The 26,488-nt window shown below is 61.1% G+C and carries 25 protein-coding genes and 2 tRNA genes; 19 read left to right on the top strand and 8 right to left on the bottom strand.

Going from position 1 to position 26,488, the window contains the following annotated elements; genetic code table 11:
- Positions 1-261 precede the first annotated feature (261 nt).
- Both FJ978_RS21670 and FJ978_RS21665 read left to right on the top strand, forming a co-directional pair.
- Positions 262-1,824, top strand: a complete 1,563-nt coding sequence (locus FJ978_RS21670; RefSeq protein WP_181176743.1) for a caspase family protein — start codon at positions 262-264, stop codon at positions 1,822-1,824.
- Positions 1,825-1,921: 97 nt separating this feature from the next.
- Entirely contained in the window at positions 1,922-3,220 is a 1,299-nt protein-coding gene (locus FJ978_RS21665; RefSeq protein ID WP_140573834.1) for a glycoside hydrolase family 3 N-terminal domain-containing protein, read from the top strand.
- Positions 3,221-3,239: 19 nt separating this feature from the next.
- Here FJ978_RS21665 and FJ978_RS21660 read toward each other — a convergent pair whose 3' ends face one another.
- Complete coding sequence (locus FJ978_RS21660) at positions 3,240-3,734, bottom strand: GNAT family N-acetyltransferase (protein ID WP_140573832.1); 495 nt, start codon at positions 3,732-3,734, stop codon at positions 3,240-3,242.
- A complete protein-coding gene (locus FJ978_RS21655) occupies positions 3,731-4,489 on the bottom strand; it encodes a copper homeostasis protein CutC (RefSeq protein WP_181176742.1) in 759 nt (252 codons plus the stop codon). The genes FJ978_RS21660 and FJ978_RS21655 overlap by 4 nt, the downstream gene beginning before the upstream one ends.
- A gap of 202 nt (positions 4,490-4,691) precedes the next feature.
- Between FJ978_RS21655 and FJ978_RS21650 the strand changes: the two genes are divergently transcribed.
- Together FJ978_RS21650 and FJ978_RS21645 are read left to right on the top strand one after the other, a co-directional pair.
- Positions 4,692-5,120: an SRPBCC domain-containing protein gene (locus tag FJ978_RS21650; protein ID WP_140573828.1), complete on the top strand. Its 429-nt coding sequence runs from the start codon at positions 4,692-4,694 to the stop codon at positions 5,118-5,120.
- A gap of 125 nt (positions 5,121-5,245) precedes the next feature.
- Entirely contained in the window at positions 5,246-5,701 is a 456-nt protein-coding gene (locus FJ978_RS21645) for a carboxymuconolactone decarboxylase family protein (protein WP_140573826.1), read from the top strand.
- A gap of 100 nt (positions 5,702-5,801) precedes the next feature.
- Here FJ978_RS21645 and FJ978_RS21640 read toward each other — a convergent pair whose 3' ends face one another.
- Positions 5,802-6,233: a cupin domain-containing protein gene (locus FJ978_RS21640; RefSeq protein WP_140573824.1), complete on the bottom strand. Its 432-nt coding sequence runs from the start codon at positions 6,231-6,233 to the stop codon at positions 5,802-5,804.
- Between the two features lie 351 nt (positions 6,234-6,584).
- Here FJ978_RS21640 and FJ978_RS21635 point away from each other — a divergent pair, with 351 nt between their 5' ends.
- The 5 genes from FJ978_RS21635 (at position 6,585) to FJ978_RS21615 (ending at position 10,705) form a co-directional block, all read left to right on the top strand.
- Positions 6,585-7,073 carry an Hsp20 family protein gene (locus tag FJ978_RS21635; protein ID WP_140573822.1) on the top strand — a complete coding sequence of 163 codons (489 nt, stop codon included), beginning with the start codon at positions 6,585-6,587 and terminating at the stop codon, positions 7,071-7,073.
- Between the two features lie 66 nt (positions 7,074-7,139).
- The gene (locus FJ978_RS21630) at positions 7,140-7,586 is read left to right on the top strand and encodes a hypothetical protein (RefSeq protein WP_140573820.1); all 447 of its coding nucleotides are present in this window, start codon (positions 7,140-7,142) and stop codon (positions 7,584-7,586) included.
- A gap of 46 nt (positions 7,587-7,632) precedes the next feature.
- Complete coding sequence (locus FJ978_RS21625) at positions 7,633-7,932, top strand: DUF982 domain-containing protein (RefSeq protein ID WP_013895077.1); 300 nt, start codon at positions 7,633-7,635, stop codon at positions 7,930-7,932.
- A gap of 426 nt (positions 7,933-8,358) precedes the next feature.
- Positions 8,359-8,805 carry an ATP-dependent DNA ligase gene (locus FJ978_RS21620; protein WP_013895078.1) on the top strand — a complete coding sequence of 149 codons (447 nt, stop codon included), beginning with the start codon at positions 8,359-8,361 and terminating at the stop codon, positions 8,803-8,805.
- Positions 8,806-10,393: 1,588 nt separating this feature from the next.
- Positions 10,394-10,705 (top strand): hypothetical protein, encoded by a 312-nt coding sequence (locus tag FJ978_RS21615; RefSeq protein ID WP_140573818.1) that lies wholly within the window; start codon positions 10,394-10,396, stop codon positions 10,703-10,705.
- Here the strand turns inward: FJ978_RS21615 and FJ978_RS21610 are convergent.
- Both FJ978_RS21610 and FJ978_RS21605 read right to left on the bottom strand, forming a co-directional pair.
- The gene (locus FJ978_RS21610; protein ID WP_140573816.1) at positions 10,692-11,150 is read right to left on the bottom strand and encodes a phospholipase D-like domain-containing protein; all 459 of its coding nucleotides are present in this window, start codon (positions 11,148-11,150) and stop codon (positions 10,692-10,694) included. The two genes, FJ978_RS21615 and FJ978_RS21610, sit on opposite strands and share 14 nt — an antisense overlap.
- Before the next feature lie 121 nt (positions 11,151-11,271).
- Positions 11,272-11,346, bottom strand: a tRNA-Asn gene (locus FJ978_RS21605).
- 221 nt (positions 11,347-11,567) lie between these two features.
- Here FJ978_RS21605 and FJ978_RS21600 point away from each other — a divergent pair.
- Complete coding sequence (locus tag FJ978_RS21600; protein ID WP_041164196.1) at positions 11,568-11,828, top strand: hypothetical protein; 261 nt, start codon at positions 11,568-11,570, stop codon at positions 11,826-11,828.
- 38 nt (positions 11,829-11,866) lie between these two features.
- Here the strand turns inward: FJ978_RS21600 and FJ978_RS32860 are convergent, their stop codons facing one another.
- Positions 11,867-12,112: a hypothetical protein gene (locus FJ978_RS32860; protein ID WP_181176741.1), complete on the bottom strand. Its 246-nt coding sequence runs from the start codon at positions 12,110-12,112 to the stop codon at positions 11,867-11,869.
- A gap of 224 nt (positions 12,113-12,336) precedes the next feature.
- Here FJ978_RS32860 and FJ978_RS21595 point away from each other — a divergent pair.
- The 9 genes from FJ978_RS21595 to FJ978_RS21555 all read left to right on the top strand — a co-directional run bounded on the left by FJ978_RS21595 (position 12,337) and on the right by FJ978_RS21555 (position 25,251).
- Positions 12,337-12,410, top strand: a tRNA-Cys gene (locus tag FJ978_RS21595).
- A gap of 90 nt (positions 12,411-12,500) precedes the next feature.
- Positions 12,501-13,169, top strand: a complete 669-nt coding sequence (locus FJ978_RS21590; RefSeq protein WP_140573814.1) for a protein-L-isoaspartate O-methyltransferase — start codon at positions 12,501-12,503, stop codon at positions 13,167-13,169.
- A gap of 180 nt (positions 13,170-13,349) precedes the next feature.
- A complete protein-coding gene (locus FJ978_RS21585) occupies positions 13,350-14,735 on the top strand; it encodes a TolC family outer membrane protein (RefSeq protein ID WP_013895085.1) in 1,386 nt (461 codons plus the stop codon).
- Between the two features lie 410 nt (positions 14,736-15,145).
- Entirely contained in the window at positions 15,146-16,015 is an 870-nt protein-coding gene (locus tag FJ978_RS21580; protein ID WP_140573812.1) for a PopZ family protein, read from the top strand.
- Positions 16,016-16,278: 263 nt separating this feature from the next.
- Positions 16,279-19,062, top strand: coding sequence for a valine--tRNA ligase (locus FJ978_RS21575; protein ID WP_140573810.1), 2,784 nt, complete (start codon positions 16,279-16,281; stop codon positions 19,060-19,062).
- A 360-nt stretch (positions 19,063-19,422) separates the two neighbouring features.
- Positions 19,423-20,712: an outer membrane protein transport protein gene (locus tag FJ978_RS21570; RefSeq protein WP_140573808.1), complete on the top strand. Its 1,290-nt coding sequence runs from the start codon at positions 19,423-19,425 to the stop codon at positions 20,710-20,712.
- Between the two features lie 377 nt (positions 20,713-21,089).
- On the top strand, positions 21,090-22,382 hold the full coding sequence (locus tag FJ978_RS21565) for an OmpP1/FadL family transporter (RefSeq protein WP_140573806.1): 1,293 nt from the start codon (positions 21,090-21,092) through the stop codon (positions 22,380-22,382).
- 306 nt (positions 22,383-22,688) lie between these two features.
- Positions 22,689-24,413 (top strand): dihydroxy-acid dehydratase, encoded by a 1,725-nt coding sequence (ilvD, locus tag FJ978_RS21560; protein ID WP_140573804.1) that lies wholly within the window; start codon positions 22,689-22,691, stop codon positions 24,411-24,413.
- Complete coding sequence (locus tag FJ978_RS21555; protein ID WP_013895091.1) at positions 24,400-25,251, top strand: tetratricopeptide repeat protein; 852 nt, start codon at positions 24,400-24,402, stop codon at positions 25,249-25,251. Before ilvD ends, FJ978_RS21555 begins: the two co-directional genes overlap by 14 nt.
- A 38-nt stretch (positions 25,252-25,289) precedes the next feature.
- Here FJ978_RS21555 and FJ978_RS21550 read toward each other — a convergent pair whose 3' ends face one another.
- Positions 25,290-25,607: a hypothetical protein gene (locus FJ978_RS21550; RefSeq protein ID WP_023778716.1), complete on the bottom strand. Its 318-nt coding sequence runs from the start codon at positions 25,605-25,607 to the stop codon at positions 25,290-25,292.
- A gap of 86 nt (positions 25,608-25,693) precedes the next feature.
- Complete coding sequence (xth, locus tag FJ978_RS21545) at positions 25,694-26,488, bottom strand: exodeoxyribonuclease III (RefSeq protein WP_013895093.1); 795 nt, start codon at positions 26,486-26,488, stop codon at positions 25,694-25,696.

The following is a 26,488-nucleotide window of genomic DNA, read 5'->3' as shown; positions in this document are numbered from 1 at the left end:
CCGCGCCTGCCACTGCAACTCTGCTTGGCCGGATGACCGCGTATCCGGCACGCCAGCAGGTAGCCACCTCAAGGTTGCCTTTCTTTTGGCAATATACTTATCATAACTGCTGGCTACGAGACCGCGCTTGAAATGCTTGAGCGGTTGCGGCCGGGGTTCGGCGTCATGCGGATTTGGCGCTTTGGGTGGGGCGGTTGGATGCATAGGGTTGTAACGGCTCTCGGGCTGATGCTGTGGTGCATCCTGTTTGCCTTGCCGTCATTGGCCGCCGACAAGGTGGCCCTGGTCATCGGCAATTCGAATTATGACCATGTTGGCCTGCTCCCCAATCCGAAGAACGATGCCGACGACGTCGCCGCGGCCCTTGAGGGCGTCGGGTTTTCGGTGCGAAAAGCGACCGATGTCACCTTCGATCAGATGAGGCAGGCGCTTGGTGCGTTTTCGCACGACGCCGCTCAGGCCGATATGGCCGTGGTGTTCTTCGCAGGGCACGGCATCGAAGTCGACAAGCACAATTTCCTGCTTCCGACCGATGCCAAGCTGGAAAGCGACCTGGACGTCAATTTTCAGACCGTGCCGCTCGATATGGTGGTGGACGCGGTAAGCCGGGCGCACTCCCTGAGACTGGTCTTTCTCGACGCTTGCCGAAACAACCCTTTCGCCAACCGCATGCGCCTGTCGGACGCGACGCGTTCGATCGGACGGGGGTTGTCGCCCATCGAACCCAAGGGCAGCACGATCGTTTTCTATTCAGCGCGCGACGGAACCGTCGCCAGCGACGGATCGGGCCGCAACAGCCCTTACAGTCAGGCGTTGCTCAAATATCTCCCGCAGGCCGATCTCGATGTCGACAAGATGCTGAGGAAGATCAGGGATGATGTGCTGAAGGCCACCAACAACGTCCAGGAGCCCACCACCTATGGGTTGCTGCCCAGCGAAGATATTTTCCTGGTTCAGTCGCGGTCGGCCGTTTCCCTCGTCGAAAAGCCAAAGGGGGACGATCCGCCGGTGACGGTCCCGGCTGCAATTCCGGTCGACCCGGCAGCGACGGAATGGGCGGCGATCGAAAACCTTGAAAGTCCGGCAATTCTGCGGACCTTTATCCAGGCGCACGGCGATACCGTGTATGGGAAATACGCCGAGGCAAGGCTCGCCGAACTGCAAGAGCGCGAAAGGCAACGCCAGCAGACAGGGGAACAGCAATCCAGCCAGCCGCCACCGGCGAGCCAGGCTTCGCTTCAGTCGCCGCAATACAACATTCCTTCGACAACGCCGGCACCGCCCCGGCACTGGTATCTGGCGACATATTCGAACGTGGATTTTTATGGTGGAGACCTGTACTCGAAAGGTCTTGAATCGGCGTCGCTGGATCAGTGCGCGCAGACTTGTGCCGCCAACCTTTCCTGCAAACTCTTCACCTACAACAGTGCAAAGAACCGTTGTTTTCCCAAGTCGGAATTTTCCTACGCCCAGATAATGTCGGGTGCTCAGGCAGGCTATTTCTTTGAAAGCGAAAGACGGGACCAGGCTCCGACATTCAGGGCCGAATGGGAAATCTTCGTGAAGGCCGACCTTTTGGGCGGCGACAATTACTCCGCCAGGGCATCCTCGTATGACGACTGCCTGCTGATGTGCAAATCGGATCAATCCTGTCGCGCCTTCTCCTATGTGCCGTTCGGCAAAAGCAAAAGCTGTTGGATCAAGACGTTCGCTGCGACGTTGCCCACATACAGTCAAAAGACGGAGCGGGGCATCGTGTCGGGCAGGCGGGCCGATATGGTCGTCAGGGCCGACGGCGTCTACGACACGGCCGCACGGTACTGACCTTGCGGTTTCGGTCGCGGCAGCTGTCATGGTTAACCGTCGGTTAGCGACCTCGACGTATTGATTGCGGGGAAACCGTCAAACGGGAGATTCACGGGTGTTCTCCATCAAGCTGGTAACCGGGTTTTTTTCGGCGCTGCTGATGACTTCGGTGGCCGTCGCGGGTCCGCAGGCGGCTCAGGTGAAAGCCGATGCCAAGACGTCCGACTCCAAGACGGCCGCTTCGCGAAGGGTCGACGATTCGAGTCTCCGCGTGATGATTGGCCAGATGATCCTGGTCGGCTTCAATGGAGTCTCGGCCGACGCGGCGTCGGTGGTCGCGGTCAGGCAAGAGATCGCCGACGGCAGCATCGGGGGGATCATGTATCTTTCTGACAACGTCAGCGACAGAACGCACGTGGCGGCGATGAACGCGGCGTTTCTGGCCGCCAATCGGAAGTTGCCGCCCTTCATTTCCGTCGATGAGGAGGGAGGGGCAATTGCAAGATTGACGGCTGGCAACGGATTTCACGAGGTTCCGGCCGCCGTCGATGTCGCCAGCAAGTTCTCGCCTCGCGGCGCGTACGAACTCTACTCCAGGCTCGCGACGGATTTGCACGAATGGGGCTTCAACCTCAATTTCGGTCCGGTGGCGGACCTGAATGTGAATCCCGCCAATCCCATTATCGGGAAGTTGGGCAGGAGCTTTTCCGCGAACCCGGAAATCGTCGCCCAATATGGCGCGGCCTTCGTAAGGGCACATCGTGATGCGGGTGTCGTAACCACGCTCAAGCATTTTCCCGGGCACGGCTCGAGCTCGACCGATAGCCACAAGGGGCTGGCGGACGTATCCGGCACCTGGTCGAGCCAGGAACTGATTCCGTTTCGCAAACTGATCAATGCGGGCTACGCGGACTCGGTCATGGTGGGCCATCTCTACGACCGCGCCCTGCAAAAGGGGGAAGCCGTGGGGCCAGCCTCGCTCTCATCGGCGATCGTTACTGGCCTGCTGCGCAAAGACCTTGGCTTCGAAGGCGTCGTCTTTTCGGACGACCTGCAAATGAACGCCGTGGAAAAGAGCTATTCGTTCGGTGGCGCGGTTGTGCGCGCCGTCGAGGCGGGAGATGATATTCTGATCTTCTCGAACCATAAGAACCCGGATGCCGACCTACCCGAAAAGGTCATCGACATCCTCATGGCTGAAGCCCGCAGGAACCCGGTGGTCGCGGCCAACATCGTGAAGTCGTTTGCCAAGATATCGGCTCTCAAGGCAAGCCTCGCACAGCGGGGTGGTCCAAAGATCGATCTGCTTTCGACCAAATCCATCACGCCCGATCCGGGAAACGAGGTCATGCCGGCCGACGTGGAGATGGTTCGGCGCGACATGGCCTTGAAGGTCGTTGGGCTGCCGGGCTGACCCGTCCTGGCCTGACCCGCTAGGCCGCCGCGGCCAATTTCCGCGCGTAATAGCGCACTGCCTTCTTGCCGCCATGGATCACCGCGTCGCCGACTTCGGCGAAGCCGAGCGCGGCGTGGAAGGCGTCAGAGGCGGGGTTGGGCGGGTCGCTGTTGACCTCGCAGGTGACCAGCGTGTGGCCGGCGCGCCGGGCGTGGTCGAACAGATCCTGATAAAGCAGGCGCGCGTGGCCACGGCCCCTCGCATGCGCGGCCACCACGACACGGTCGACATAGACGAAGCGTTCGTAGCGTTCGCGGAACCAGACAAAATTCGGGCTGTCGTAGCTGGCGTCCTGGTCGAAGGTCATGATGAAGGCTTCGAGATCGCCGATGCGCCTGGTGTAAAACGCTTCGCCGAGCAGGAAGGACAGCCGCTCGGCTTCGAGCCACGACAGTTCGGCGGCATGCTCGTTGTTGAGGGCGAGGATAGAGGCTTCGTCGCCTTGTGATATGCGGCTGATCGCGGAGGTCATGCCTTGGCCGCCGCGATCGTTGCCGCCACCAGCGGTGTGTCGGTCAAAATGTTGCGATACTCACGGTCGAGATCGGAGCCGCCCATGCCAACCCTTGGATTGCGGTAGCGCATGGCGCTCGGCACGTCCTTGAGGGCGGCGAAATGCATTTCCGCCAGCCCGGTCTTTGCGCGCACCTCGGCGATGTTGCCGAGATCGAGCCCGCCGCAACCAAGGATGATGATCCGGTCACCGGCCTGTCGCACCAGATCCGCCAGCAACGGCAGGCCTTCGATGGCGGTGTCGCGCTGGCCGCTGGTCAGCACGCGGCCGACCTTGCAGCGTATCAGCGCATCCAGCGCCTCGCTGGGATCGCGCGTCATGTCGAAGGCGCGGTGACAAGTGACGTTCAGCGGACCTGCTGCCTCGGTCAATTCGCCCATGCGCCGTTCATCGATGGTGCCATCGGCGTTCAGGCAGCCATACACGACGCCGGGCACGCCGAGGTCGCGGAGTGCTGCTACATCGGCGAGCATCGAGCGGTATTCGGTCTCGCTGTAGAGAAAATCGCCGCCGCGCGGCCGCACCATGACGTGAAACGGCACGGTGGCCTGGTCCAGCGCCGCGCGCACCGTGCCGAGACTCGGCGTGATGCCGCCTTCGACAAGGCTGGCGCACAGTTCGACCCGGTCGGCCCCGGCCGCCTGCGCGGCAAGCAGGCCATCGATGCCTTCGACACAGATTTCGATCAGCGGTGGGCGAGTTTCAGCGGTCAAGGGATGATCCAGTCCATGATGTCGCGAAAAGCCCTAGCACCCGGGCGGCCGGCGCGAAAGCGTGAACGGCAGGCCGTCATTTGGACCAGGCGGGCATTTGCCGGCTTGACAGTTGTATAACTGCGAGGTTATGGGTTAATTCATAGCTGGTGAGTTATTGATTTTGCCTGAGCAGCGCGAACACGGCAAGGAGGAACGAGGCATGACACAAACCAAATCGATCGTCGTCGAGCGGCTGATTCCGCATTCGGCGGAGAAGATATGGCGCGCACTGACCGTGCCTGAACTCGTTGCCGAGTGGCTCATGCAGAACGATTTCGCGGCGCAGGAGGGGCATCGCTTCACCTTCCGGGCAGCACCGGTGCCGGGCTGGTCTGGGGTGACGAACTGCGTGGTGTTGAAAGTCGAGGCGCCGCGCCTGCTTGCCTATAGCTGGGGCGACGGAAGCGAATCCGACAGCGGGCTGAAGACCGTGGTGACCTGGTCGCTCACGCCCGAGGGTGCTGCGACCCGGGTGCGGATGGAGCATTCGGGGTTCCGGCCCGCCGACGGGCGCGGATATGTCGGCATGGGAAGCGGCTGGCCGCGTATTCTGGAACGGCTGGAGCAGGTGGCCGCGAAGCAAGGCTGACGGCCGAGCTTTCATCGACCAGACCGGTCGGCACTGCTGCCGATCGCAACAGTTCGCGCCGGAGGCTCCGCTCCCGGGCTCGGCAAAACACGCCCTGCCAAAACATGTTTTCAAAGGAGAAGACCATGCAAGCGAGAATCAAGAACCCGGTGATGCTTATCCCAGGCGCCCTGCAGGCGTTGCTGGCGCTGGACAAGTCGACCGAGGCGGCCGACGTGCCCTATGTGACGCGCAAGCTGATCCATCTGCGCGCCAGCCAGATCAATGCCTGCAGCCTATGCGTCGACATGCATGCGCGCGAACTGAAGAAGGCCGGCGAGAAGGACGAGCGCATCTTTGCGCTGGCGGCATGGCGGGAGACGCCATACTTCACCGATGCCGAACGCGCGGCCCTCGCGCTGGCGGAGGCCGGCACAAGGCTCGCCGATCGCCCGGACGCCGTGCCGGACGATGTCTGGGACGAAGCCGCCCGCCACTATGACGAAAAGGCGCTTGCCGCGCTCGTTGTCCAGATCGCCCTGATCAACGCTTTCAACCGGCTGAACGCGACGACACGACAGATGGTCGGCTCCTGGGGCTGAGCGCTGGGTCAAGCGCTTGGGGCAAGCCGACTGTCGGCGACCGCGCGGAAAGGCGGGCGGCGCTCGCGTTCCCGCCTTCAGGGCACAGGCATCGCCTTGGCTACTGGCGCAATTCCGTATTCTTGGCGCCTTCCTCGACCTGATCGATCACCAGCAGCTTGACCGGGCCATCGCCGATGTTGGTGGCCTGATGCCATTGGCCGATCATTTCGATGATGAAATCGCCCGTCTTGTAGGTGTTGCTGTTGCCGGTCTCGACATTGGTGACCTTCAGCGTCCCGGCCTCGACATAGGCGTAGCGCGGGAAGGGGTGCCGGTGCACCGGCAAGGTCGCGCCCGGCGCGATGTCATAGGTCGACACCAGCACCTGCACGCTCTTCTGCGGCAGCGTGATCGGCTGCCCGGATGCGGTGGTGGTGCGCGAAGCCAGCGGCGTGACCACGACAGGCGTGCCGCTGCTGTCGAGTGCCAGGGCATTCGTTGCAAACGATGCAGCTGTGAGTAGCAGTGCCGATGCCAGGATCTTGCGCATGATTCCTCCCTGAATCGCCACATCTATCACCCGGCGGCGGGGTGCGTACAAGCATTGTACTTGAGTTGAGGGTGATGCGATCGAGTAACGGCGGGCCGGCCCATGATCCACGCACTCGCAACGTCACGCATGGAGTCGCTAGGATTACGACACAGTTCTCATAGCAGCGGTCTCGTACCGCCAGGGAAGGATCGTTGGTGCTGTTCCGAAAAAATTTTCGCAACGACCTCTTGAAGGGAAAAAACGCGATTCCCAGATCGTTTTCCGTCGAGGCTACGGCTCGACAAAATGGCGTCGCGGCGACGCTGCGGCGGCCTCATAACCCCATGTTGCTTCACGGAGGATATGGCTATGAGAAGCTTTGATTATGCCCCCCTTTACCGCACGACGGTCGGTTTCGACCGACTCTTCGACATGCTCGAAAACAGCGTGCGTTCGGACTGGCCCCCTTACAACATCGAGAAGAATGGCGACAATGACTATCGCATTACGATGGCTGTCGCCGGCTTCGGTCTCGACGAAGTAGAGCTTGTGCAGAACGGACCCGAATTGTCCGTGACCGGACAGAGGAAACCTGATCAGGAAAATCGGGAAATCCTCCATCGCGGTCTGGCGATAGGCAACTTCAAGCAGGTTTTCAAACTTGCAGACCACGTCAAGGTCAAGGCAGCCAATCTCCAGAATGGCCTGCTGTCGGTGGACCTGGTCCGCGAAGTGCCCGAAGAACTCAAGCCCCGGCGCATCGAGATCAGCTCCGAAGCCAAAGGGCTTCCCCTCAAGAAATCCGACAAGAAGGAAGCCATCAAGCTGAACGCAGAACCGGAGCGCGAAGTAGCTTGACCCTGCAATCCAGTTTGTTGTCTGCCTCCCGGCTCTGCCGGGAGGCACAGATTGCGGAGAATGGAGATGAAATCCGAAGCTTACGATTATCATGAACCGAAAAACCTCGCCGCTGAATACGCTGCGCTGCAGACACCTGATGACGTGCTGAAAGAGGAGATGACGATCGGCGCAAAACGGGCTTTGCTCGCTTACTGGGCTTCCGATGTCCATGCGGTTCCGGGCAGGCCTGCCTTACGTCAATTGGAAAACGGCGTCATCGTGAAGGTCGGCGATATCCTTCGTGCTCTCAACCAGTTGGACGAAATTGAAGGCAAGCCGCCGGTTTCCAGGGCGCGGGAGAGCGGCGGCCGATCCTCAGATCGGCGTCGCGACAAAGCCAGGCGCAGCTGGCTGCGGTATCCCTGGCGAGATGACGATGATGATCCGCCGCCGGTTCCCGCGTATGTCGCGGTCCCGCCCAGACGCGGAGATGGTGGCGTGTTCGCGGCGCCTGAGCACGCAGCCGCGTGACGAGCCGATTCAGCAAACTGGTTCGCTCAACCGAAAGGAGGTCTAGATGGGCGATAGGATGTTCGATCAACCGGTATTGGTAATCAATGGCCAGTTCATTCAAGAACTGGGATGTCTCGAAGACGCTTTCGATTTCTTGCATGATTGGCCACGGGAGCGGCGGGGCCCGATTTTCGAAACCGCCTTCCGGGCCTGCCAGCGTGCTTACGACGGCCAGGTTTCACTGTCGGTCGCGCGCGATGCTGTTGCTGGGTTCGCAAGATCCGTCAAAATCCTGCAAGAGCCGCTTGCTCCGCTCCCCTGGATGGGCGGCATGAATTCCGGCCGCGGCGGGATCGCGGCTTGATTTCGACAATGATGGCGGCGCCACGAAGGTGGCGTCGCTGCCGCTATGCTGCTCTTCCGGATGTCTGCGCCGCCGTGCAACTTTCCGGGGGTCGGCGGGCCGAGGTCCGATAGCTTCGTCATCCCCATCGAACTTTCAGTTCGTCTAAAATGTTCCGGAACCCTCCGTTCCGTCAAAGTCTAATGATCAGGAACGCACACTGGAAAGCTCGTGCGGTAACGGTTGATTCAACCATCGATGGTAATTTGGTGTGCAGTGGCGGCTCCGACATGGGGGCGGGCGCTTGAGTGCCGGAGCCGCCTGCGCAGCCCGGTTGGGGTTTGACCGCGCCGTCCTAGAATGGGACAGCGCGGTCAACGATTCGTTAAAATTTTCCGGAACTAATTAAGCGCATCCTAATTGGGTCGCGATTCGCGAGTCAGTTTCATGCGTTTGAAGTTTATCCATCCGATGGAGCCCGAACTGGTCGATACGCCACCGCAGGGCGATGACTGGCTCCACGAGATCAAGTTTGATGGCTACCGCACCCAGGTCATCAAGGACAAAGACGGCATCCGGCTGATCACCAAGAACGGCTACGACTGGACGGGCCGCTACATCCAGCTCGCAGGCGAAGCGGCGGCGATCGAGGCGGAAGACTTCATCATCGATGGCGAGGCGATCACCATCAATGAGGCGGGCCTGGCCAAGGCAGACAAGCGGCAGCGCCTTTGGGACCACGTCCAAGGCAAGATAGGCGGACCGGCGTCTGCAAGGCTCAAGAGCGACAAGGCCGAATGGCTGAAACCTGGTCTAGTCGGCCGGGTGCGGTTCCTGAAGGGCGAGGAGAAGCTGCGCCATGCCAAGCTGCTGGATTTCAGGGATAGGCAATAGACCAGACCGCTCCACCTCACTTGAGGATGAAGTAGAGCGGGACAAGCATTGAAAATGCTGCGACGCCAGTGAGGAAAAGGTCTGTGATCATGAGCCCCCGCTCGGAAATTCATGAACCACTTCCATAGCCAATTTAGCTAAAATGCAAGGAGCGCTCCGCTTTGGTCATTCTTTTGCGCGGATGGGTCCAAATTCACACCCTTGGACTCTATCGCGCAACCTCAAGGTAGTGCTAGGCGAGGCTGAAGCAGGAATATAATCCTCCCGTTGCGGCGAACCCTTCAACGGAGATCGCCTTGCCTCAGAAGACCCTCGCCGACACCCTGGCCGCCCGCGAAACAGTCTATGTCACCTGTGAGCACCCTATGTGCTGCAGGTCGACCCGCCTCGACATCCAAGTGCCGATTGACCGGCTCGGACCGGATCACGGGTCAATGCATCAGGATCTTGCCGGATTGTTCATCTGCTCGGCATGCGAAGCTGATGGCCGTGATCGCCGGCCGGTGTTCTTCACATCTGTTCCTGACTACGAAAGCCACACGCGAAGCTCAACAGCGACTGGAAGCCGACGTTCAAACGATAAGATGGCCACCGGCAGGGCGGGCTGGCAAGATCTGGCAAGATCGTACGCGTCCACCGAATGTGACATTGGGGCAACCTGATCGCGCGAACGAACATGCGAACGGAACAGTCGCTTGACGCTCGAAGCAGACTGCGAGAGCGTTGTGCTGTCCGGGGGTAAAGCGGCGCACGGCTCGTCGAGAGCTGTTAAAGGCGGGGGCCTTTCTCGACGAGCCTGCCTTCGGACATAGGCGCTCGCTAACGGAGATCGGCGACAAGGTGCGGGTCGAGGAGGCACCCAAATGGACAAGCGGCAAAACAGGATCGTTGAGGCGTATTGTCTCATCGCCGTTCCGGCATCAATGCTTCTCACGATTGTACTAGCTCAAATGATCCTTGGCTGAGAGCGCTAGGCGTCATGGCGAAAGGCTGGACGTGCCATAAGCCCGTGAAGCCCTATGCCGAAGAGAGCATCGGCCGACGTGAAGTGATAGAAAATGGTCATGTCGTCCGCAGCCTAGCTCCGGTGCCTTCGCCATTCGTGATGTCAACATTGTGCGTAGCGTACGCCGCGACGATCTTTGCCTTCGTGGTCTCGCTCGCATTTCCGGTCTGTTCGTAGCGATGAACCGTCGTGAATGCGATACCAGCTTTCTCGGCAAGGTCGCGAACTGACCACCTCAGGACAGCGCGGGCGGCTCTGTTTGCTTCAGGTGTTAGTGGAGCATTTTGCATACAGTTGTAACTATTACCGTTGATGACTTTGCGTACAGGCTTTAGGCCCGCTGCCAATGGTGGCGGGCTTTTTCATGCTGCTGACATGGCGCTGCACACGAACCATTTCGAGGAGACGCCGGGCGCCCGCTCGGGCCTAGGGCAGGGGGCGGCTTCTTGCGAAGTGTCTTATATTAGCAATACACGATATATTAACGGCTTCTGATGCAGCCTTCCGCACGGAGGACTGGTATACGACGTACCAACGCGCGCCTGTAGCGCCGGGGACGCTCGACCAATGCGGAGCAAGCGCATGAGTGTCGGAACAGCTCTCGAACAATTGCTGCGGTTGATTCATCGCCGAGCCATGAAATTAGCGGCGTTGCCAGAGGATGAAAGGGATTTACACTACGATCTCATCCGGCTGTCATGTTGCAAAGCCGCCGAGCACATTGGGCAAAGTCCCGACGAGGCAGCCATCACGGCAAACGATATGGCTGGGTTTGTTCGCGCACTGGTCGGAATCGTTGAGGTGGGCTGTCGATCAGATCAAGGGCGAAGCGACGATCGGCCGCCGCCGATACGACATTTTGGTGGTGGGGAGAATGGCACTACGCGCATCTAGAGATGGCCCGCTGGCTCACGGTGGTGGGCTCAGAGTGGAGCGGCGGCTTCCACATGTCGATGTAGGCCGGAATCTTAAGCACTGCGACTTCGGCCGGCACCACTGTTATCGACGCTGGGGATCTCGCTGCCAGATCCTTGAATGACTGACTCACATTCCAGACCTTGGCGTCATCGACGATAATAAGTCGATCATGCAGCAGTCGGGCGCCCGTGGTTCGCGCCTTGATCGGGCGCTTGGCGTCATATTGGGCTGACCATCGTCTAACAGCCGGCGCCAGTGTGGCCTTCACAGAGGCGCCGTCGCATAAAAGATCGATCTTCACGCCTTCGGCGCCCATTGGAGCGAAGTCGGTCAGAATCGTCTCATCCAGATAAGGGTCGACGATGAGCAGCCTGGATCGAGCTTCCTTGAGAATCTTGCCGATGGCGGACATGGCGTCCATGGCATTCCCTACCGGCAGAAACGCCCCAGAGGTCGCGGCCGGCGCCGCGAGTTTGTAGCCCAGATGGAGTTTTGGCTGAAGGAACCGAAGGGCAGTCTATAAGCTAAGTGCTTGGAATTGTTGGCTCCCCGGGCCGGATTCGAACCAGCGACCAACCGGTTAACAGCCGGTTGCTCTACCACTGAGCTACCGGGGAACAGAGGCTCTTCAGCAAGTGGCGCAGCCTATAGCAAACCCTTTTCCGCTTTGCAAAGAAGCATTTCGTATTTTTCCGAGACTTTTTCGCTCAGGCGTTTCTCGCAATCGGCGGCGGCCGCCCTCATATTAGCCGTCTTGGCGATCGGCGCGGAACCGAAATGGTGGTCGCGGCTTTCGTAAACAGGTATTGTCGAGGCACAGACGGGACAGCCATTCGCGATGACGGCAGCAGACGAAAACCGGATACCGGCACGAAAGATCTCGGTGTTCGGGCGCGAGTTCACCATGCCGCAATCGCGCGGGCTCAGAATCACGATCGGCGTGCTTTTGACGATTGGCGGCATTCTCGGCTTCCTGCCGATTCTCGGCTTCTGGATGGTGCCGCTCGGATTGCTGGTGCTCTCCTATGAATTTGCCATGGTGCGCCGCCACCGTCGCCGCTTCGTCATCTGGTGGGAGCGGCGGCGACGGCCGGATTGAGCGGCCGGGCGTCAGCCGCGCCCTCGATCGCCTGTCAGCTATGCTTTTGTTCGGGTTCCGGATTTTCGTGGATCCGGTTTGCTCTCCGCGCTTCTTTCCAGGTCCTCGCGGATTTCCTTGAGAACAGCGGCGGCCGATGCGAGGCGCGCGCGATCACGCGGCGAAAGCCGGCTGGTGCCTTCTATTGCGATGCACTCGATGGCGTAACGCAGCAGCTCCTCGCATGCTGATCGCGACAAGCCGTCCCAGGCGCTCGTTCCATTGTTCCGGATTGCCGGCCGCATGGCGCAGTCCTCCTCGTTCCTCAACGGCGGCGGGGGCGTGGAGTTTCTCGCAATCTGCTGATATACCTAACGCGTTGCTAATGTGCGTCGCGACCATTGTGGCCGCGATGCTCGATATGGAGAGGCAAATTCATGCAGAGGAAACCGCGCGGAATGCGTGGTGGCCGCTTGACGCCATTTTCGCCGCAACCTATTGGAACCGGGTGGAACGCCGGGAGCAATGAGGCCTCGTGGCGGAGTGGTTACGCAGAGGACTGCAAATCCTTGCACCCCGGTTCGATTCCGGGCGAGGCCTCCAATGCCCCAGGCTCCCGCGCGCCAGCGCCGGGGCCTGAAGTTCCGATCGTAATGAACCGCGGTTTGGCGCGGCAAGCGGATTGGTTGGGACATGAACGCTGATTTTTCCGAACTCCGCGTCAAGATGGTCGATGGTCAGGTTCGCACCACCGACGTGACCAGCGCGCCGCTGCTCGACGCGATGCTTTCGGTCCCACGCGAGGATTTTGTCGGCGCCGCCCAGCGTGAGCTTGCCTATATCGACGAAGACATCCGTATCGCCACCGGGGCCGGTGGCGCACGCTACCTGATGGAAGCCTCGCCGCTGGCCAAGCTGATGCAGCTGGCTGAAATCAGCGCTGCCGATTCGGCGCTCGATGTCGGCTGCGGCACCGGCTATGCCTCGGCCCTCCTGTCTCGGCTGGCGAAGTCGGTGGTGGCGCTCGAAAGCGACCCGGCGCTGGCCGAAACCGCCAGGTCGACGCTTTCCTCGCTGGGCTGCGGCAATGTGACCGTGGTCCAAGGGGCGCTGGCGCAGGGCCATGCGGCCAAGGCACCCTACAACGTCATCTTCATCGGCGGCAGCATCGAGAAAGTGCCGGAATCGCTGCTCGACCAGCTCGCCGAAGGTGGACGCCTGGTCGCCGTCGAAGGGCAGGGCAATTCCGGCGTGGCGCGACTCTTTTTCAAGGCCGGGGGGGTTGTAACCGGGAGAAGGGCATTTAATGCGGCAATTAAGCCACTACCCGGGTTCGAACGTGAGCATGCTTTTGAATTCTGAATGATTTGGCCTTGCAGCAGAGGCTTTGTCATGGTCGCTTGCATTTGAACAATCGTTGCAAATCCCAAACTGGGGGCACTTTGGGCTGAGCGACGGGGAACATGAAACACGCCACGCCGGTTGCTCCAGGGAGAAACCGGCGTGGCGCGGTTCCCGTGGAAAACGAATGAGGGATATACCGTGCCGTCTGTATCCAAGACCCTTTTTGCCGCTGTCCTTGCCTCCGCGACAGCGCTTTCTTCGCTGACCGCCTCGGCGGAAACCATCTCCGGCGCGCTCGCCAAGGCCTATCAGTACAACTCCACGCTGAATGCATCCCGCGCCGGCGTGCGAGTCACCGACGAAGGCGTGGCCATCGCCAAGTCGGGCTGGCGCCCGACGGTTACGGGCTCGGCCAACATCGATTATACGAACACGCGCCGGGCAAATGGCGGCAGCAACTCGAAGCTGACGTCCGGCAGCTACGGCATTCAGATCAACCAGTCGCTGTTCGACGGCTTCCAGACCAGGAACAACGTGGCCGCGGCCGAATCCCAGGTCAAGGCATCGGTCGAAAGCCTGCGCAACACCGAGGAGAACACCCTGTTCAGCGCGGCCACGGCCTATATGGACGTGATTCGCGACCGGCAGATCGCGGTGCTGACCGAACAGAACCTGCAGTTCCTGACCGAGCAGGCGCGTGCGGCGCGCTCGCGCTTCGAGGTTGGCGAGGGCACGCGCACCGACGTTGCCCAGGCCGACGCGTCGCGTGCCTCGGCGGTGGCCTCGCTCAGCGCCGCCCGTGCGCAGGCGTTGGCCAGTGCCGCGACCTATCACCAGGTGGTCGGCGACGAGCCGGGCAAGTTGAAGCCGGCTTCGCCATTGGGCAGGCTGCTGCCGTCGAGCCTCGACGCGGCGATTGCCATCGGGTCGAATGAACATCCGGCCATTCTCGCCACCCAGCATCTTGTCGACGCTGCCGCGTTCTCGGTGAAATCGTCCGAGGGCGCGCTGTTGCCGCAGCTGTCGGCTTCGGCCGGCATTTCGCAAGATTATCGCAAATCCATTCCCGACGTCACCGGCTCCAACGGCAATTCGACCTCGGCCAATATCGGCGCGACGCTGACCATTCCGATCTATTCGGGAGGCCGGACCTCTGCGCTCGTGCGGCAGAGCAAGGAATCGCTCGGCCAAGCCCGTATCCAGGTCGACGTCAGCCGCGACCAGGTGCGTCAGGCCGTCGCCACGGCATGGTCGCAATACACCGCCGCCCAGCAGAGCGTCTCCGCCAACAAGCAGGTGATCGACGCCGCGCAACTGGCGCTGAATGGCGTCATTGAAGAGCGCAATGTCGGCCAGCGCACGACACTCGACGTGCTGAACGCGCAGGCTGCGGTCATCACCGCCAAGATCAACCAGGCCAATTCCGAGCACGACGTGGTGGTGGCGAGCTATGCCATCCTGTCGGCCATGGGGCGCCTGTCGATCGACCGGCTCGCCTTGCAGGTGGCGAAGTACAAGCCCGAGGAGCACTACAACGCCGTCAAGGACAAGTGGATCGGCCTGCGCACCCCGGACGGCCGCTAGAGAATTTCACCGTTTCACGGAAACGGCGAACCGCTCTATCTCTTTGTTTTTACGCAATTCCCAAGGGAAAAGCGCTAGGCGCTTTTCCCTTGGGAATTGCTCTAGGCTCCGCCGGGTCGCATTGCGACCCTCTTGGTTGAGCGGGATATTTCGAAAAACTGTCCCGCTTTTTCGGCTTCACGCTCTATCTCCCTGTTTGGCGCAATTCCCACGGGAAAGCGCTATGCGCTTTTCCCGGGAAAGCCGTTTCACGCTTTTCGCGGAATTGCTCTAATCTGTTGAAATCCCACATGTCCCCAGATTGGGGATTCTCGTGCGGCGATCCGTCGGTTACGCTGTGGCCATGATTCGAATCCGGCTTTTTGCCGGAGCGGAAGACTACTGAGGTCACAAGGGCGGCGGATGTGACGATGGCGACGGCAAGCAGCGCACAGCGCGAACCTTCCATGGAAGAGATACTGGCTTCCATCAGGAGGATCATCGAGGATAGCGACAACGGCCGCAAGCCGGGCGAGGCCGATGAGCTGCGCCAGGACCTGGAGCCGGCATCGGGCGCGGCGGTAACCAACGACGTCGACGCGTTTCGCGCCGAGTTGCAGGCCGCCCCCGAAGTCAGGAAGCCGGCCGCGCTGGCGGAAGTACCGGTCACGCTTGGCGAAGTGCGGGCGCCATCGCCCGAGCCGGTGATCGCACGCATGGAATCGGTGTCGCGTACCGATGCAGCCCCGGTCAAGCCGTCGATGACGCTTGCCGAGGTCAGCGCCAGGATCGCTGCGGAGCCGGTGCCTGCCGTCAGGACGGATGCGCCAATGGTCCCGCAGGTTGAGGTCCCCGAGGCCAGTGCGACGAGCGATGCCATCGTCGCCGATTGGCGGCGCGAGATCGCCTCGGTTGGCGAGCAGGCGAAGGCGATGCCGGACAGGAGCGTCCGCAAGCCGGTTGGCCAACCCGAGGCGCCAGCGGATGAACCGGTGGCGGAGCCTGCTTTCGAGCGGCCTTCTTCAAGCGGTGCTCCGGCAGGCACCTCCGAGGTGCGTGCGGCAAGTGAAGCGCCCGCGGTCCGCGCCGCAATCCTTTCCGAGCACACGGGCCGGCAGGTGGCCGCTGCCTTCGGTGAGCTGTCCGACGCGTTTGCCAGTCGCAGCAAGAAGACATTCGACGAGATGGCCGAAGAGATGCTGCGGCCGATGCTGCAGGACTGGCTGGACAACAATCTGCCGACGCTGGTCGAAAGACTGGTGCGCGAGGAGATCGAGCGCGTCGCGCGCGGGGCGCAGTAAGGATCACAGCCCATTCCGGAATCAAAGCGCCGCCCTCGATCGGCGCTTTCCTGAAGCCGATGCGATCTCCAGCAGCGCCGGCACGGTATTGCCGTGATGCCGGTGGTCAAGGCGCGAGCGGCGCTCACACGACCTTCCGTTGAAAAGGACAAGGCCGCGCCTATCTGCTTGTGGTGAACCGGGTCCGCCCTTGCGGTTGACTTGGCCGAGGCCTTCCGATTTACACCGAACCAGCAAATCCCGACAGCGCGGACCGTTTCCCCATGCTTGAAAAGACCTACGACGCAAAGACCGTCGAGCCGAAGATCGCCAAGGTGTGGGAAGAGGCCGACGCGTTTCGCGCCGGCGCCGGCGCCGAGGAGGGCGCCGAGGCCTTCACCATCGTCATCCCGCCGCCCAACGTCACCGGCTCGCTGCATATGGGCCACGCGCTCAACAACACGCTGCAGGACATTTTGGTGCGCTTCGAGCGCATGCGCGGCAAGAACGTGCTGTGGCAGCCGGGCATGGACCATGCCGGCATCGCCACGCAGATGGTGGTCGAGCGCCAGCTGATGGAAAAGCAGATCCACCGCCGCGACCTGACGCGCGAACAGTTCATCGAGAAAGTGTGGGAGTGGAAGGCCGAATCCGGCGGCGCCATCTTCAACCAGCTGAAGCGGCTCGGAGCCTCGGCCGACTGGTCGCGCGAACGCTTCACCATGGACGAGGGCCTGTCCAAGGCCGTGCTCGAAGTGTTCGTCACGCTCTACAAGGAGGGCCTGATCTACAAGGACAAGCGCCTTGTGAACTGGGACCCGAAACTGCTGACCGCGATTTCCGATCTCGAGGTGGAGCAGCAGGAGGTCAACGGCAATCTCTGGCACTTCCGTTATCCGATCGAGGGCGTGGCGTTCGACCCGGAGAACCCGAAAACCTTCATCATCGTGGCGACGACGCGCCCCGAGACGATGCTGGGCGACACCGCGGTCGCCGTGCATCCGGATGATGAACGCTTCCAGCATCTGGTCGGCAAGAACGTGGTGCTGCCGATCGTCGGCAGAAAGATCCCTGTCGTGGCGGACGAGTATTCCGACCCTGAAAAGGGTTCGGGCGCGGTCAAGATCACGCCGGCGCATGATTTCAACGATTTCGAGGTCGGCAGGCGCCACAAGCTGCCGGCGATCAACATCCTGACCGTCGAAGCCGCCATCAAGCTCAAGGATAATGAGGATTTTCTCGCCGGCCTCGATATGACGCCCGAACGCCTGGCGGTCTGGGACGAACTCGACGGGCTCGACCGTTTCGCCGCGCGCAAGAAGATCGTCGAACTGATGGAGGCCGGCGGCTTCCTCGACAAGGTCGAGCCGCATCGCCACGCCGTGCCGCATGGCGATCGCGGCGGCGTGCCGATCGAGCCGTTCCTGACCGAGCAGTGGTATGCAAACGCTGCCGAACTCGCCAAGCCGGCGATCGCCTCGGTGCGCGAAGGCCGCACCAAGATCATACCGGGCAACTGGGAGAAGACGTACTTTCAGTGGATGGAAAATATCGAACCTTGGTGCATCTCGCGCCAGCTTTGGTGGGGTCATCAGATACCCGCATGGTACGGGCCGGACGGGCGCGTCTTCGTCGAGAAGACCGAAGAGGAGGCTTTGAGCGCGGCGATAGAATATTATCTGGCGCTGGAAGGGCCGTGGAAGGCCTGGGTCGAGGACAAGCTCGAGAACTACAAGCCGGGTGAGATCCTGACCCGGGACGAGGACGTGCTCGACACCTGGTTCTCGTCGGCGCTGTGGCCATTCTCGACGCTGGGCTGGCCGGACCAGACGCCGGAGCTGAAGACCTACTACCAGACCGACGTACTGGTGACCGGCTTCGACCTGATCTTCTTCTGGGTCGCCCGCATGATGATGATGGGCCTGCACTTCATGGATGAGGAGCCGTTCCACACGGTCTATATGCACGCGCTGGTGCGCGACAAGAACGGGCAGAAGATGTCGAAGTCGAAAGGCAACGTCGTCGATCCGCTCGACCTCATCGACGAATATGGCGCCGATGCGCTGCGCTTCACGCTGGCCGTGATGGCGGCGCAGGGGCGCGACGTGAAGCTCGATCCGGCGCGCATCGCCGGCTACCGCAATTTCGGCACCAAGCTGTGGAACGCGACCCGCTTCGCCGAGATGAACGAAGTCGCCCGCAACGACGATTTCTGGCTGAACGACGCCAAGCTGGCGGTCAACCGATGGATCCTGACCGAGCTGACGCGCGCGGCGCGCGAGGTCACCGACGGCATCACCTCATACCGCTTCAACGAGGCGGCGGGCGCTGCCTATCGCTTCGTCTGGAACCTGTTCTGCGATTGGTACCTGGAACTGCTGAAGCCGGTGTTCATGGGCACGGACGAGGCGGCCAAGGCCGAAAGCCGCGCCTGCGTCGCCTTCGTGCTCGACGAGATCTACAAGCTCTTGCACCCGATGATGCCGTTCATGACGGAAGAGCTGTGGGCGCAGACGGCGGGCGAGGGCAAGGAGCGTGAGTCGCTGCTATGCCATGCGGCGTGGCCTTCGCCGGACTTCGAGGACGCGGCCGCGGCCGCCGACATCAACTGGCTGGTCGATCTCGTCTCCGGCATCCGCTCGGTACGCTCGGAGATGAACGTGCCGCCGGGCGCAATAGCGCCGCTGGTCGTCGTCGGCGCCAACGCCGTGACGCGTGAACGGCTGGCGCGCGAAGAGTCTGCGATCAAGCGCCTGGCGCGTGTCGGCGACATCTCGCTCGCCGATGCCGCACCCAAGGGCTCGGCGCAGATCGTGCTCAACGAGGCGACGATCTGCCTGCCGCTCGGCAGCCTGATCGATCTCGCCGCCGAGGCCTCACGACTGCAGAAGGAACTGGCCAAGGTCACCGAAGAGATCGCACGCCTGCACAAGAAGCTGTCCAACGAAAGATTCGTCGCCAGCGCGCCGGCCGAGATCGTCGAGGCCGAACGCGAGAAGCTCGCCGAATACCGCGATGCGCAGGACAAGCTTTCGGTGGCGCTGACCAGGGTCCGCGACGCCGGTTGAAAGGCAAGATTCGCCGTGACGCCGGAGGGGATTCCCATGCGTCACCTGCCTCGAAGACGGGCATTCCCTTGCGTTAATATTGACGTAAACGGAAACTTTTAGCCCCATTGTTGCCATAATGTAACAATGGGGCGGTAGCCCCTCAAAAACGGCTATTTTTTGAGCCATTTTAGTCGTTTTCTCTCGCTTTTCGGGCCGCCACAAGCTTCGCTAGGCGATTTTAAGCGTTCTGGCGCTGCGTCGCATTTTGTCAAAAATGCGTTTGGCGAACATGTACATGTACGCCTCTGAATTCGTTGTTGCACCGTTAACCCGAATTGGTTCTAGCTTGATGCACTGGTTATTCGGGGGAGGACATCCATGAACACTTTGCGTTTGAAAGCACTGCTGGGGGCGGGGTGCTTTTCGCTGGCTTTGATCGGGACGGCGCATGCCGGCGGCTTCTCGCGCGGCTCGGCTGACACCGATATTCTTTTCGAGGATGGCAATTTCAATATGCGCGCTGGCGTGACGTATGTTTCGCCGCATCGTGAATTCACCAAGAATCCAAACCCGGCACTTGTCGGCACCGAATACACGGACGACTACGTCATCCCGTCGGCGGCTGTGAAGTTCAACCTGACTGACAATTTCCGTTGCGCGGGGACGATGGTCGACAACAATGGCGGTTCGACCACTTACGACTTCCCGAAGGTCAGCGGCAAGCTTGCCGAGGACTTCACTACCAATGAAAAGGCGCTGACATGCGGCGTTAAATTCGATCTAGGGCGAGGCAATCTTTGGCTCCTCGGCGGCGGATTCGCGGAAACTCTTGACTACAACCGCGTCAACGCGCTGGGGACGCTTCCTCCGTTCAATGTTGCGCTCCCAAATGCAAATCTTGAGTTGTCGGGGCAGGACTTTGGTTACCGTATTGGGGTGGCGTACGAGATTCCAGAAATAGCTCTTCGCGCCCAAGTGATGTACCGATCTGGAACCAGCTACGGCGCCGATGGCAGCCTTTCGGTGCCGACCGCGGCGTTGCTGGGAGCGCAGGCAAAGCAACTCCAGGCTGCAGCTATTGCCGCGTTCGGAAGTGGCAATCCCGTGCTTGGCGCCGCACTGGCCCAGCAAGCGGCAGCGGCGCTAACACAAGCCAATTTCGCTGCCGCCAACAACCTGGAAACCGCCGCCCCTGCTACTGGTACTGGTAATCTGCCCCAGAGCGTTGAATTTAAACTCCAGTCGGGTATCGCGCCTGGCTGGTTGGCTTTCGGTTCCGCCAAATGGATGGATTGGAGTGTTCAGAAGGCGCTGATCGTCAATTCTCCGATAACCAACACGATCGATACGTATAATTGGAAAGACGGGTGGACGATAACCGGCGGCGTTGGCCACGCGTTCACGGATCGTCTCTCCGGAATTGTGAGCCTGACTTGGGACCAAGGTGTTGGAACTGGTTGGGATCTCACCAGCGACACTTATACGCTCGGCGTCGGCGGCTCGTACAAGGACGGGATGGGCGGCGAGTTGCGGGGCGGTGTCGGCTTCAGCTATCTGACCTCGGCGGCCGAAACCCAGTATGCCGAAATCCCGGGAGTGTCAGGCAACCAGGCTGTCAAAGCTGGCTACGCCGTCGCGGTTAATCTCGGTTACGCTATCAAGTGGTAAAACCATTTTTATCTGCGATGGAAAGGCCGGGCATTGCTCGGCCTTTTCTTTTTCGGTTGCGCCGTCGTTCCAAAAGCAGTTGCTTAACTAGAGTGATCTTGACGTAAACGGAAGTTTTTGCCGCATTGTTGCCGTAATGTAACAGTGGGCGCATTTGGCCATCAGAGACTGCGTTCCCGAGGTATTTTGGCCGTTTTTCGGGGTTTCGCGGATGCCTTGAGCGCAGACGGGTATCTCAAGCCTAACCGCATGGACGTTCAGCGCGTCGGAACGTAACTCTAAAAAAATACGTACATGTACGCCTCTTGAAATCGTTGTTGCGGAACCCATGCAAATTGGTTCTTGCTTGGGTTGTGCTCGATTTCGGGGAGAGATTCATGGACAATTTGCGTCTGAAAGCGCTGCTGGGGGCAGGGTGCTTTTCACTGGCTTTGCTCGGGACGGCGCTCAACTCAGCGCATGCCGGTGGCATCGAGCGCGGCGGCTACGACATCGATCTGCTGTTCGATCCGGCGCCGTTTGCCGTGGACACCGACGCGACCTATGTCTCACCGCACCGCAAACTAAAGAACGCGGTCGACACATCGGGAAACCCGGCTCCGCTCAGCGGCAACAGCTCGACCCGCAACACCGAGGACTATTGGGTCCCCTACTTCGGCGTCAAGGCTTCACTCGGTCATGGGGTGGACTGCCTGCTTGACTACTCGCAGCCATGGGGCGCGAGTTCGAATCCGGGCATTTGGAACGGCTCATATTCCAATATCGAAACCAGCATCAAGAGCAACAATTACTCCGGCACCTGCTCCTACAAGATGGACGTCGGCAAGGGCCAACTGCGCTTTATCGGCGGCGCTTTTTATCAAGAAGTCTATGGCTTTAAGACAAGCTATATCGGCGGTGTTCCTGACCTGTCGGGCGCCTTCCCCGTTCCCGCCAATTTCGTCGGGCGCGTCGATCTGAAGGCAGACGGTTGGGGATGGCGAGCCGGTATTGCCTACGAAATTCCCGATATCGCTTTGCGTGCCAGTCTGGTTTACAATTCCCAGGTCAAGCTCGACAATATTTCGGGTACGCTCGATACGACGTCCCTGGCTCCGATCGCGGCTTTTCTGCCCCCCGGCTCTTCTGCGGTGACCGACATTTACGGTTCGGCGAAGATGCCGGATTCGGTGGAGTTGAAGCTTCAGTCCGGCATCGCTCCTGGTTGGCTCGCTTTTGGTTCGATCAAGTGGGTCAACTGGAGCGTGCTGCAAAGTGTTCCGATCTGCTCGACGGCAAGCAAGGGTGTCGCACCCTGTACATCGGTTTCCCCAAGCCCTGTTAGGCTAACCTCGCTCGATCTGATGTATCGCGACGGCTGGACAATTAGTGGCGGTATCGGTCACCAGTTCAACGAGCAGTGGAGCGGTGCGGTCCAGATCGCATGGGATCGGGGCACCTCGCGTGGCTATGGTGACCAGACGGACACTTGGACTTTCGGCGGCGGTGTTGCCTATACGCCGAAGCCGAATATCGAATTCAAGCTCGGCGGGGCTCTCGGTGTGCTGACCAGCGGTCACTCTGGAGAAGTCTCCGATAGTAATGGCTACGTCGCTGGTACGGACGTCCGCTACGACTTCGGCAACGATTTGGTTGCAGCGCTTACCGGCGGCGTCAAGATCAAATTCTAAGTCGTCGGAAATACGGCATAAAGGCCGGGCATTGCCCGGCCTTTTCCGTTTGAGCCGGCATCGCCGGTGCGCCTGGTATCCAAGCTACGTTGCATATAGGCGACACCGTTGCCGCCTCGTGCGATTGTGACGTTTTGGCAACACGTTCTGAACAACCCCTGAGCTAGAAGCCGGGCCGAGGAAATTGCCCATTTCCCGCCATAAACCCGGCGCACCTCGATCTTGTCTCGGGACACGCGCCAAAAGGCTCGGCGATGGGAGAGGCCGCACCGCCCCATTTGCAGGGAAGATGGGGCAAGGAAGAGAATGGACGCCAAAGTCATTTCCAAGGCCAAGCTCCCTAGCCGTTATGTGACCGTCGGTCCGGCGCGTGCGCCGCATCGCTCCTATCTCTATGCCATGGGGCTGTCCGCGGCCGAGATCGCGCAGCCGCTGGTCGGCGTCGCGTCCTGCTGGAACGAGGCGGCCCCTTGCAACATCTCGCTGATGCGCCAAGCGCAAGTGGTCAAGAAGGGCGTCGCCGCCGCAAACGGCACGCCGCGCGAATTCTGCACCATCACCGTCACCGACGGCATCGCCATGGGCCACCAGGGCATGAAATCGTCGCTGGTGTCGCGCGAGGTCATCGCAGATTCGGTCGAACTCACCATGCGCGGCCATTGCTACGACGCGCTGGTCGGCTTGGCCGGCTGCGACAAGTCGTTGCCCGGCATGATGATGGCCATGGTGCGCCTCAACGTGCCGTCGATCTTCATCTATGGCGGCTCGATCCTGCCCGGCAGCTATCGCGGCCGGCAGATCACCGTGCAGGACGTGTTCGAGGCTGTCGGCCAGCACTCGGTCGGTACGATCGATGATGCCGAACTGCTCGAGATCGAACAGGTCGCGTGTCCCTCGGCCGGCTCCTGCGGCGCCCAGTTCACCGCTAACACCATGGCGACCGTCGCCGAGGCGATCGGCCTGGCGCTGCCCTATTCCTGCGGAGCGCCCGCGCCTTATGAAATGCGCGACCGCTTCAATTTCGCGTCCGGCGAAAAAATCATGGAACTGATCGCGAAAAACATCCGGCCGCGCGACATCGTCACGTTGAAGGCGCTGGAGAATGCCGCGACCGTGGTCTCGGCCACCGGCGGCTCGACCAATGCGGCCCTGCATCTGCCGGCGATCGCGCATGAAGCGGGGATAAAGTTCGACCTGTTCGACGTGGCCAGGATTTTCGAGAAGACGCCTTACATCGCCGATCTCAAGCCTGGCGGCAAATATGTCGCCAAGGACATGTTCGAGGCCGGCGGCATTCCGCTGTTGATGAAGACGCTGCTCGACCATGGCTATCTGCACGGCGATTGCCTGACGGTCACTGGCCGCACTTTGGCCGAAAATATGGAGCATGTTTCCTGGAATGAACACCAGGATGTGGTCCGCCCGGCCAACAGACCCATTACCCAAACCGGCGGTGTCGTGGGGTTGAAGGGAAACCTTGCCCCCGAAGGCGCGATCGTGAAGGTCGCGGGCATGACGGAGTTGAAATTCTCCGGCCCGGCGCGCTGCTTCGATTCGGAAGAGGAATGTTTCGAGGCGGTGACGCATCGCAATTACCGGGAAGGCGAGGTTCTCGTCATCCGCTACGAAGGGCCGCGCGGTGGGCCGGGCATGCGCGAGATGCTGTCGACGACGGCAGCACTCTATGGCCAGGGCATGGGCGGCAAGGTGGCGCTGATCACCGACGGCCGCTTCTCGGGCGCGACACGCGGCTTCTGCATCGGCCATGTCGGCCCCGAAGCGGCGGTTGGCGGCCCGATCGGTCTCATCCGGGATGGCGACGTGATCTCGATCGACGCGGTGAATGGCACGATCGAAGTGGCGCTGACCGAGGCCGAACTGGCGGCGCGGGCAAAGACATGGAAGGCGCGCACGACCGACTATCAGTCGGGCGCGATTTGGAAATACGCACAGACGGTAGGTTCCGCCCGCGACGGCGCGGTCACCCATCCGGGCGGTGCGAAAGAAACACACTGCTATGCGGATATCTGAGTTGTTGAAGTCAACACCAGAGTTGTTGAGGTCATCTGTCCTTCCGGCACTGGTCGCGTTTGCGATCTTTGGCGCCGTGGGCCAGGCTTTGGCCTTCGACGACAAGGTGTTCGACGACAAGACCGGCGTGAAGCCGCAATCTAGCCCCTGGGCGGTGTTCCAGTTCGGCTTCTCCGCCTACAAGAACGGCCACAAGGAACAGGCCGCGGAGGCCTATAAATACGCCGCCGAAAACGGCCAGATCGGCGCCACCTGGAAGCTTGCCCGCATGTATGCCGAGGGCGACGGCGTGGCGCGCGACGACTATGAAGCGTTCAAGTTCTTCTCGGAGATCGTCGACCAGGACGTCGAGCCCGGTTCGCCCGAGGAAAGCTACGTCTCCGACGCGCTGGTCGCGCTCGGCGATTACCTGCGCAAAGGCATTCCTGGCAGCCCGGTCACCGAGAACGAGGTGGCGGCACAGGAATATTACATGCGCGCCGCCGCCAACTACCGCAATCCGAACGCCCAGTTCGAGATGGGGCAGATGTTCCTGAAGGGCGAGGGCGGGGTGAAGGCCAGCGTCAAGCAGGCCGGGCGCTGGTTCCAGCTTGCCGCCGAGAAGGGCCATGCCGGTGCGCAGGCGACGCTTGGCCACCTGCTGTTCCAGAGCGGCAAGATCGTTCGCGGCCTGGCGATGATGACGGCGGCGCTCGAACGCGCCTCGCCGGCCGATCAGCCCTGGATCCGCGGCATGCAGGAAGAGGCCTTCGCCGCCGCCGGCGAAGCCGACCGGCGCACCGCGATCTCGCTCGCCGACGACATCCTGACCAAGGGCACCACCAACGCGGAACAGTAAGGGTGATCTCCCCAAAGGGGGATCAGACAACGGGAAAATCAGTTCTCGGTGGGTTCAGTCGGCACCATGCTTGGCGCGGGCGTCGAGATCGGGGTGACGTGCAGGTGTGGCGCCATGGTGTTTTCGGGGCAGTTGTCGCCGACCTTCGTCCAGGATGTGTTGTTGAGCACCATCTCACAGCGAGCCAGATGGCTCTGGTCGGCAACGGTCAGGCAGGCGACCTGACCGACCGGATAGGATTTGCCATTGGCAAGACATTCCGGTGCGGCGAAAGCCGGCACCATAGCGGCGGTGGCAAATGCCAAGCCGATCGGACAAACAAGAAATCGAATGCTCATGGGAACCCCAGCCGCCATGATGATCTCCCATCATGCGCCTGAATGTGGCGACATGAGGTCCAGCTCGGCTGTGTCCCGGCATCTGGCCCGGGGGCGCTTCTCCGTCAGGCCGGCAACAAGGCGAGGTCGATCGCCACCGGCACATGGTCGGACGGCTTTTCCCAGGCGCGCACATGTTTTTCGATCGAGGCCGACGAGAATCGGTTGGCGGCTTCCGGCGACAGCAGCAGATGGTCGATGCGGATGCCGTTGTTCTTCTGCCAGGCGCCGGCCTGGTAATCCCAGAACGTATAGGTGTCCGGCGCATCGGTAACCGCGCGCACGGCCTCGGTGAAGCCGAGGTTGAGCAGCCGCCGGAACGCTTGCCGCGTCTGCGGCTGGAACAGCGCGTCGCCCAGCCAGTTCTCCGGAAACCGCGCGTCGATCGGCTCGGGAATGACGTTGTAATCGCCAGCCAGCACCAGCGCCTCTTCCAGCCTCAGGCGCTCTTCGGCCCAGCGCTCCAGCCGCGCCATCCAGGACAGCTTGTAGGGAAATTTCTTCTCGTCATCGATCGGATTGCCGTTCGGCAGATAGAGCGAGGCCACCCGAAGGGCGCCCTTGTCGGTCGAGAACACGCCCTCGATGAAGCGCGCCTGTTCGTCGGCATCGTCGCCGGGCAGGCCCTTGGTGACCTCGTCGAAGCGCAGCTTCGACAGCAGCGCCACGCCATTGAAGCCTTTCTGGCCATGGGTTTCGACATTGTAGCCCAGCGCCTCGATCTCGGCGCGCGGGAATTGGTCGTCGACCGTCTTGATCTCCTGCAGGCAAACGATATCGGGCGCGCTCTCGGTCAGCCAATGGGTGAGGTTGCCGATGCGGGCGCGAACGCCGTTGATATTCCAGGTGACGATTTTCAT

Origin of the sequence: Mesorhizobium sp. B1-1-7, assembly GCF_006442705.1 — a bacterium.
Classification (GTDB): Bacteria; Pseudomonadota; Alphaproteobacteria; order Rhizobiales; family Rhizobiaceae; genus Mesorhizobium; species Mesorhizobium opportunistum.
The sequence above is the reverse complement of the archived record's forward strand: the minus strand, read 5'-3'. Positions and strand labels throughout refer to the sequence as shown.

What these genes read in the sequence shown, in the direction of transcription:
- FJ978_RS21610 (WP_140573816.1), bottom strand. Translation starts at nt 11,150, where the DNA reads ATGGACGCCATGTCCGCCATCGGCAAGATTCTCAAGGAAGCTCGATCC.
- FJ978_RS21635 (WP_140573822.1), top strand. Translation starts at nt 6,585, where the DNA reads ATGAGAAGCTTTGATTATGCCCCCCTTTACCGCACGACGGTCGGTTTC.
- FJ978_RS21600 (WP_041164196.1), top strand. Translation starts at nt 11,568, where the DNA reads ATGACGGCAGCAGACGAAAACCGGATACCGGCACGAAAGATCTCGGTG.
- FJ978_RS21565 (WP_140573806.1), top strand. Translation starts at nt 21,090, where the DNA reads ATGGACAATTTGCGTCTGAAAGCGCTGCTGGGGGCAGGGTGCTTTTCA.
- FJ978_RS21650 (WP_140573828.1), top strand. Translation starts at nt 4,692, where the DNA reads ATGACACAAACCAAATCGATCGTCGTCGAGCGGCTGATTCCGCATTCG.
- FJ978_RS21590 (WP_140573814.1), top strand. Translation starts at nt 12,501, where the DNA reads ATGAACGCTGATTTTTCCGAACTCCGCGTCAAGATGGTCGATGGTCAG.
- ilvD (WP_140573804.1), top strand. Translation starts at nt 22,689, where the DNA reads ATGGACGCCAAAGTCATTTCCAAGGCCAAGCTCCCTAGCCGTTATGTG.
- FJ978_RS21630 (WP_140573820.1), top strand. Translation starts at nt 7,140, where the DNA reads ATGAAATCCGAAGCTTACGATTATCATGAACCGAAAAACCTCGCCGCT.
- FJ978_RS21555 (WP_013895091.1), top strand. Translation starts at nt 24,400, where the DNA reads ATGCGGATATCTGAGTTGTTGAAGTCAACACCAGAGTTGTTGAGGTCA.
- FJ978_RS21625 (WP_013895077.1), top strand. Translation starts at nt 7,633, where the DNA reads ATGGGCGATAGGATGTTCGATCAACCGGTATTGGTAATCAATGGCCAG.
- FJ978_RS21575 (WP_140573810.1), top strand. Translation starts at nt 16,279, where the DNA reads ATGCTTGAAAAGACCTACGACGCAAAGACCGTCGAGCCGAAGATCGCC.
- FJ978_RS21615 (WP_140573818.1), top strand. Translation starts at nt 10,394, where the DNA reads ATGAGTGTCGGAACAGCTCTCGAACAATTGCTGCGGTTGATTCATCGC.
- FJ978_RS21570 (WP_140573808.1), top strand. Translation starts at nt 19,423, where the DNA reads ATGAACACTTTGCGTTTGAAAGCACTGCTGGGGGCGGGGTGCTTTTCG.
- FJ978_RS21550 (WP_023778716.1), bottom strand. Translation starts at nt 25,607, where the DNA reads ATGGCGGCTGGGGTTCCCATGAGCATTCGATTTCTTGTTTGTCCGATC.
- FJ978_RS21620 (WP_013895078.1), top strand. Translation starts at nt 8,359, where the DNA reads ATGCGTTTGAAGTTTATCCATCCGATGGAGCCCGAACTGGTCGATACG.
- FJ978_RS21580 (WP_140573812.1), top strand. Translation starts at nt 15,146, where the DNA reads ATGGCGACGGCAAGCAGCGCACAGCGCGAACCTTCCATGGAAGAGATA.
- FJ978_RS32860 (WP_181176741.1), bottom strand. Translation starts at nt 12,112, where the DNA reads ATGCGGCCGGCAATCCGGAACAATGGAACGAGCGCCTGGGACGGCTTG.
- xth (WP_013895093.1), bottom strand. Translation starts at nt 26,488, where the DNA reads ATGAAAATCGTCACCTGGAATATCAACGGCGTTCGCGCCCGCATCGGC.
- FJ978_RS21640 (WP_140573824.1), bottom strand. Translation starts at nt 6,233, where the DNA reads ATGCGCAAGATCCTGGCATCGGCACTGCTACTCACAGCTGCATCGTTT.
- FJ978_RS21645 (WP_140573826.1), top strand. Translation starts at nt 5,246, where the DNA reads ATGCAAGCGAGAATCAAGAACCCGGTGATGCTTATCCCAGGCGCCCTG.
- FJ978_RS21660 (WP_140573832.1), bottom strand. Translation starts at nt 3,734, where the DNA reads ATGACCTCCGCGATCAGCCGCATATCACAAGGCGACGAAGCCTCTATC.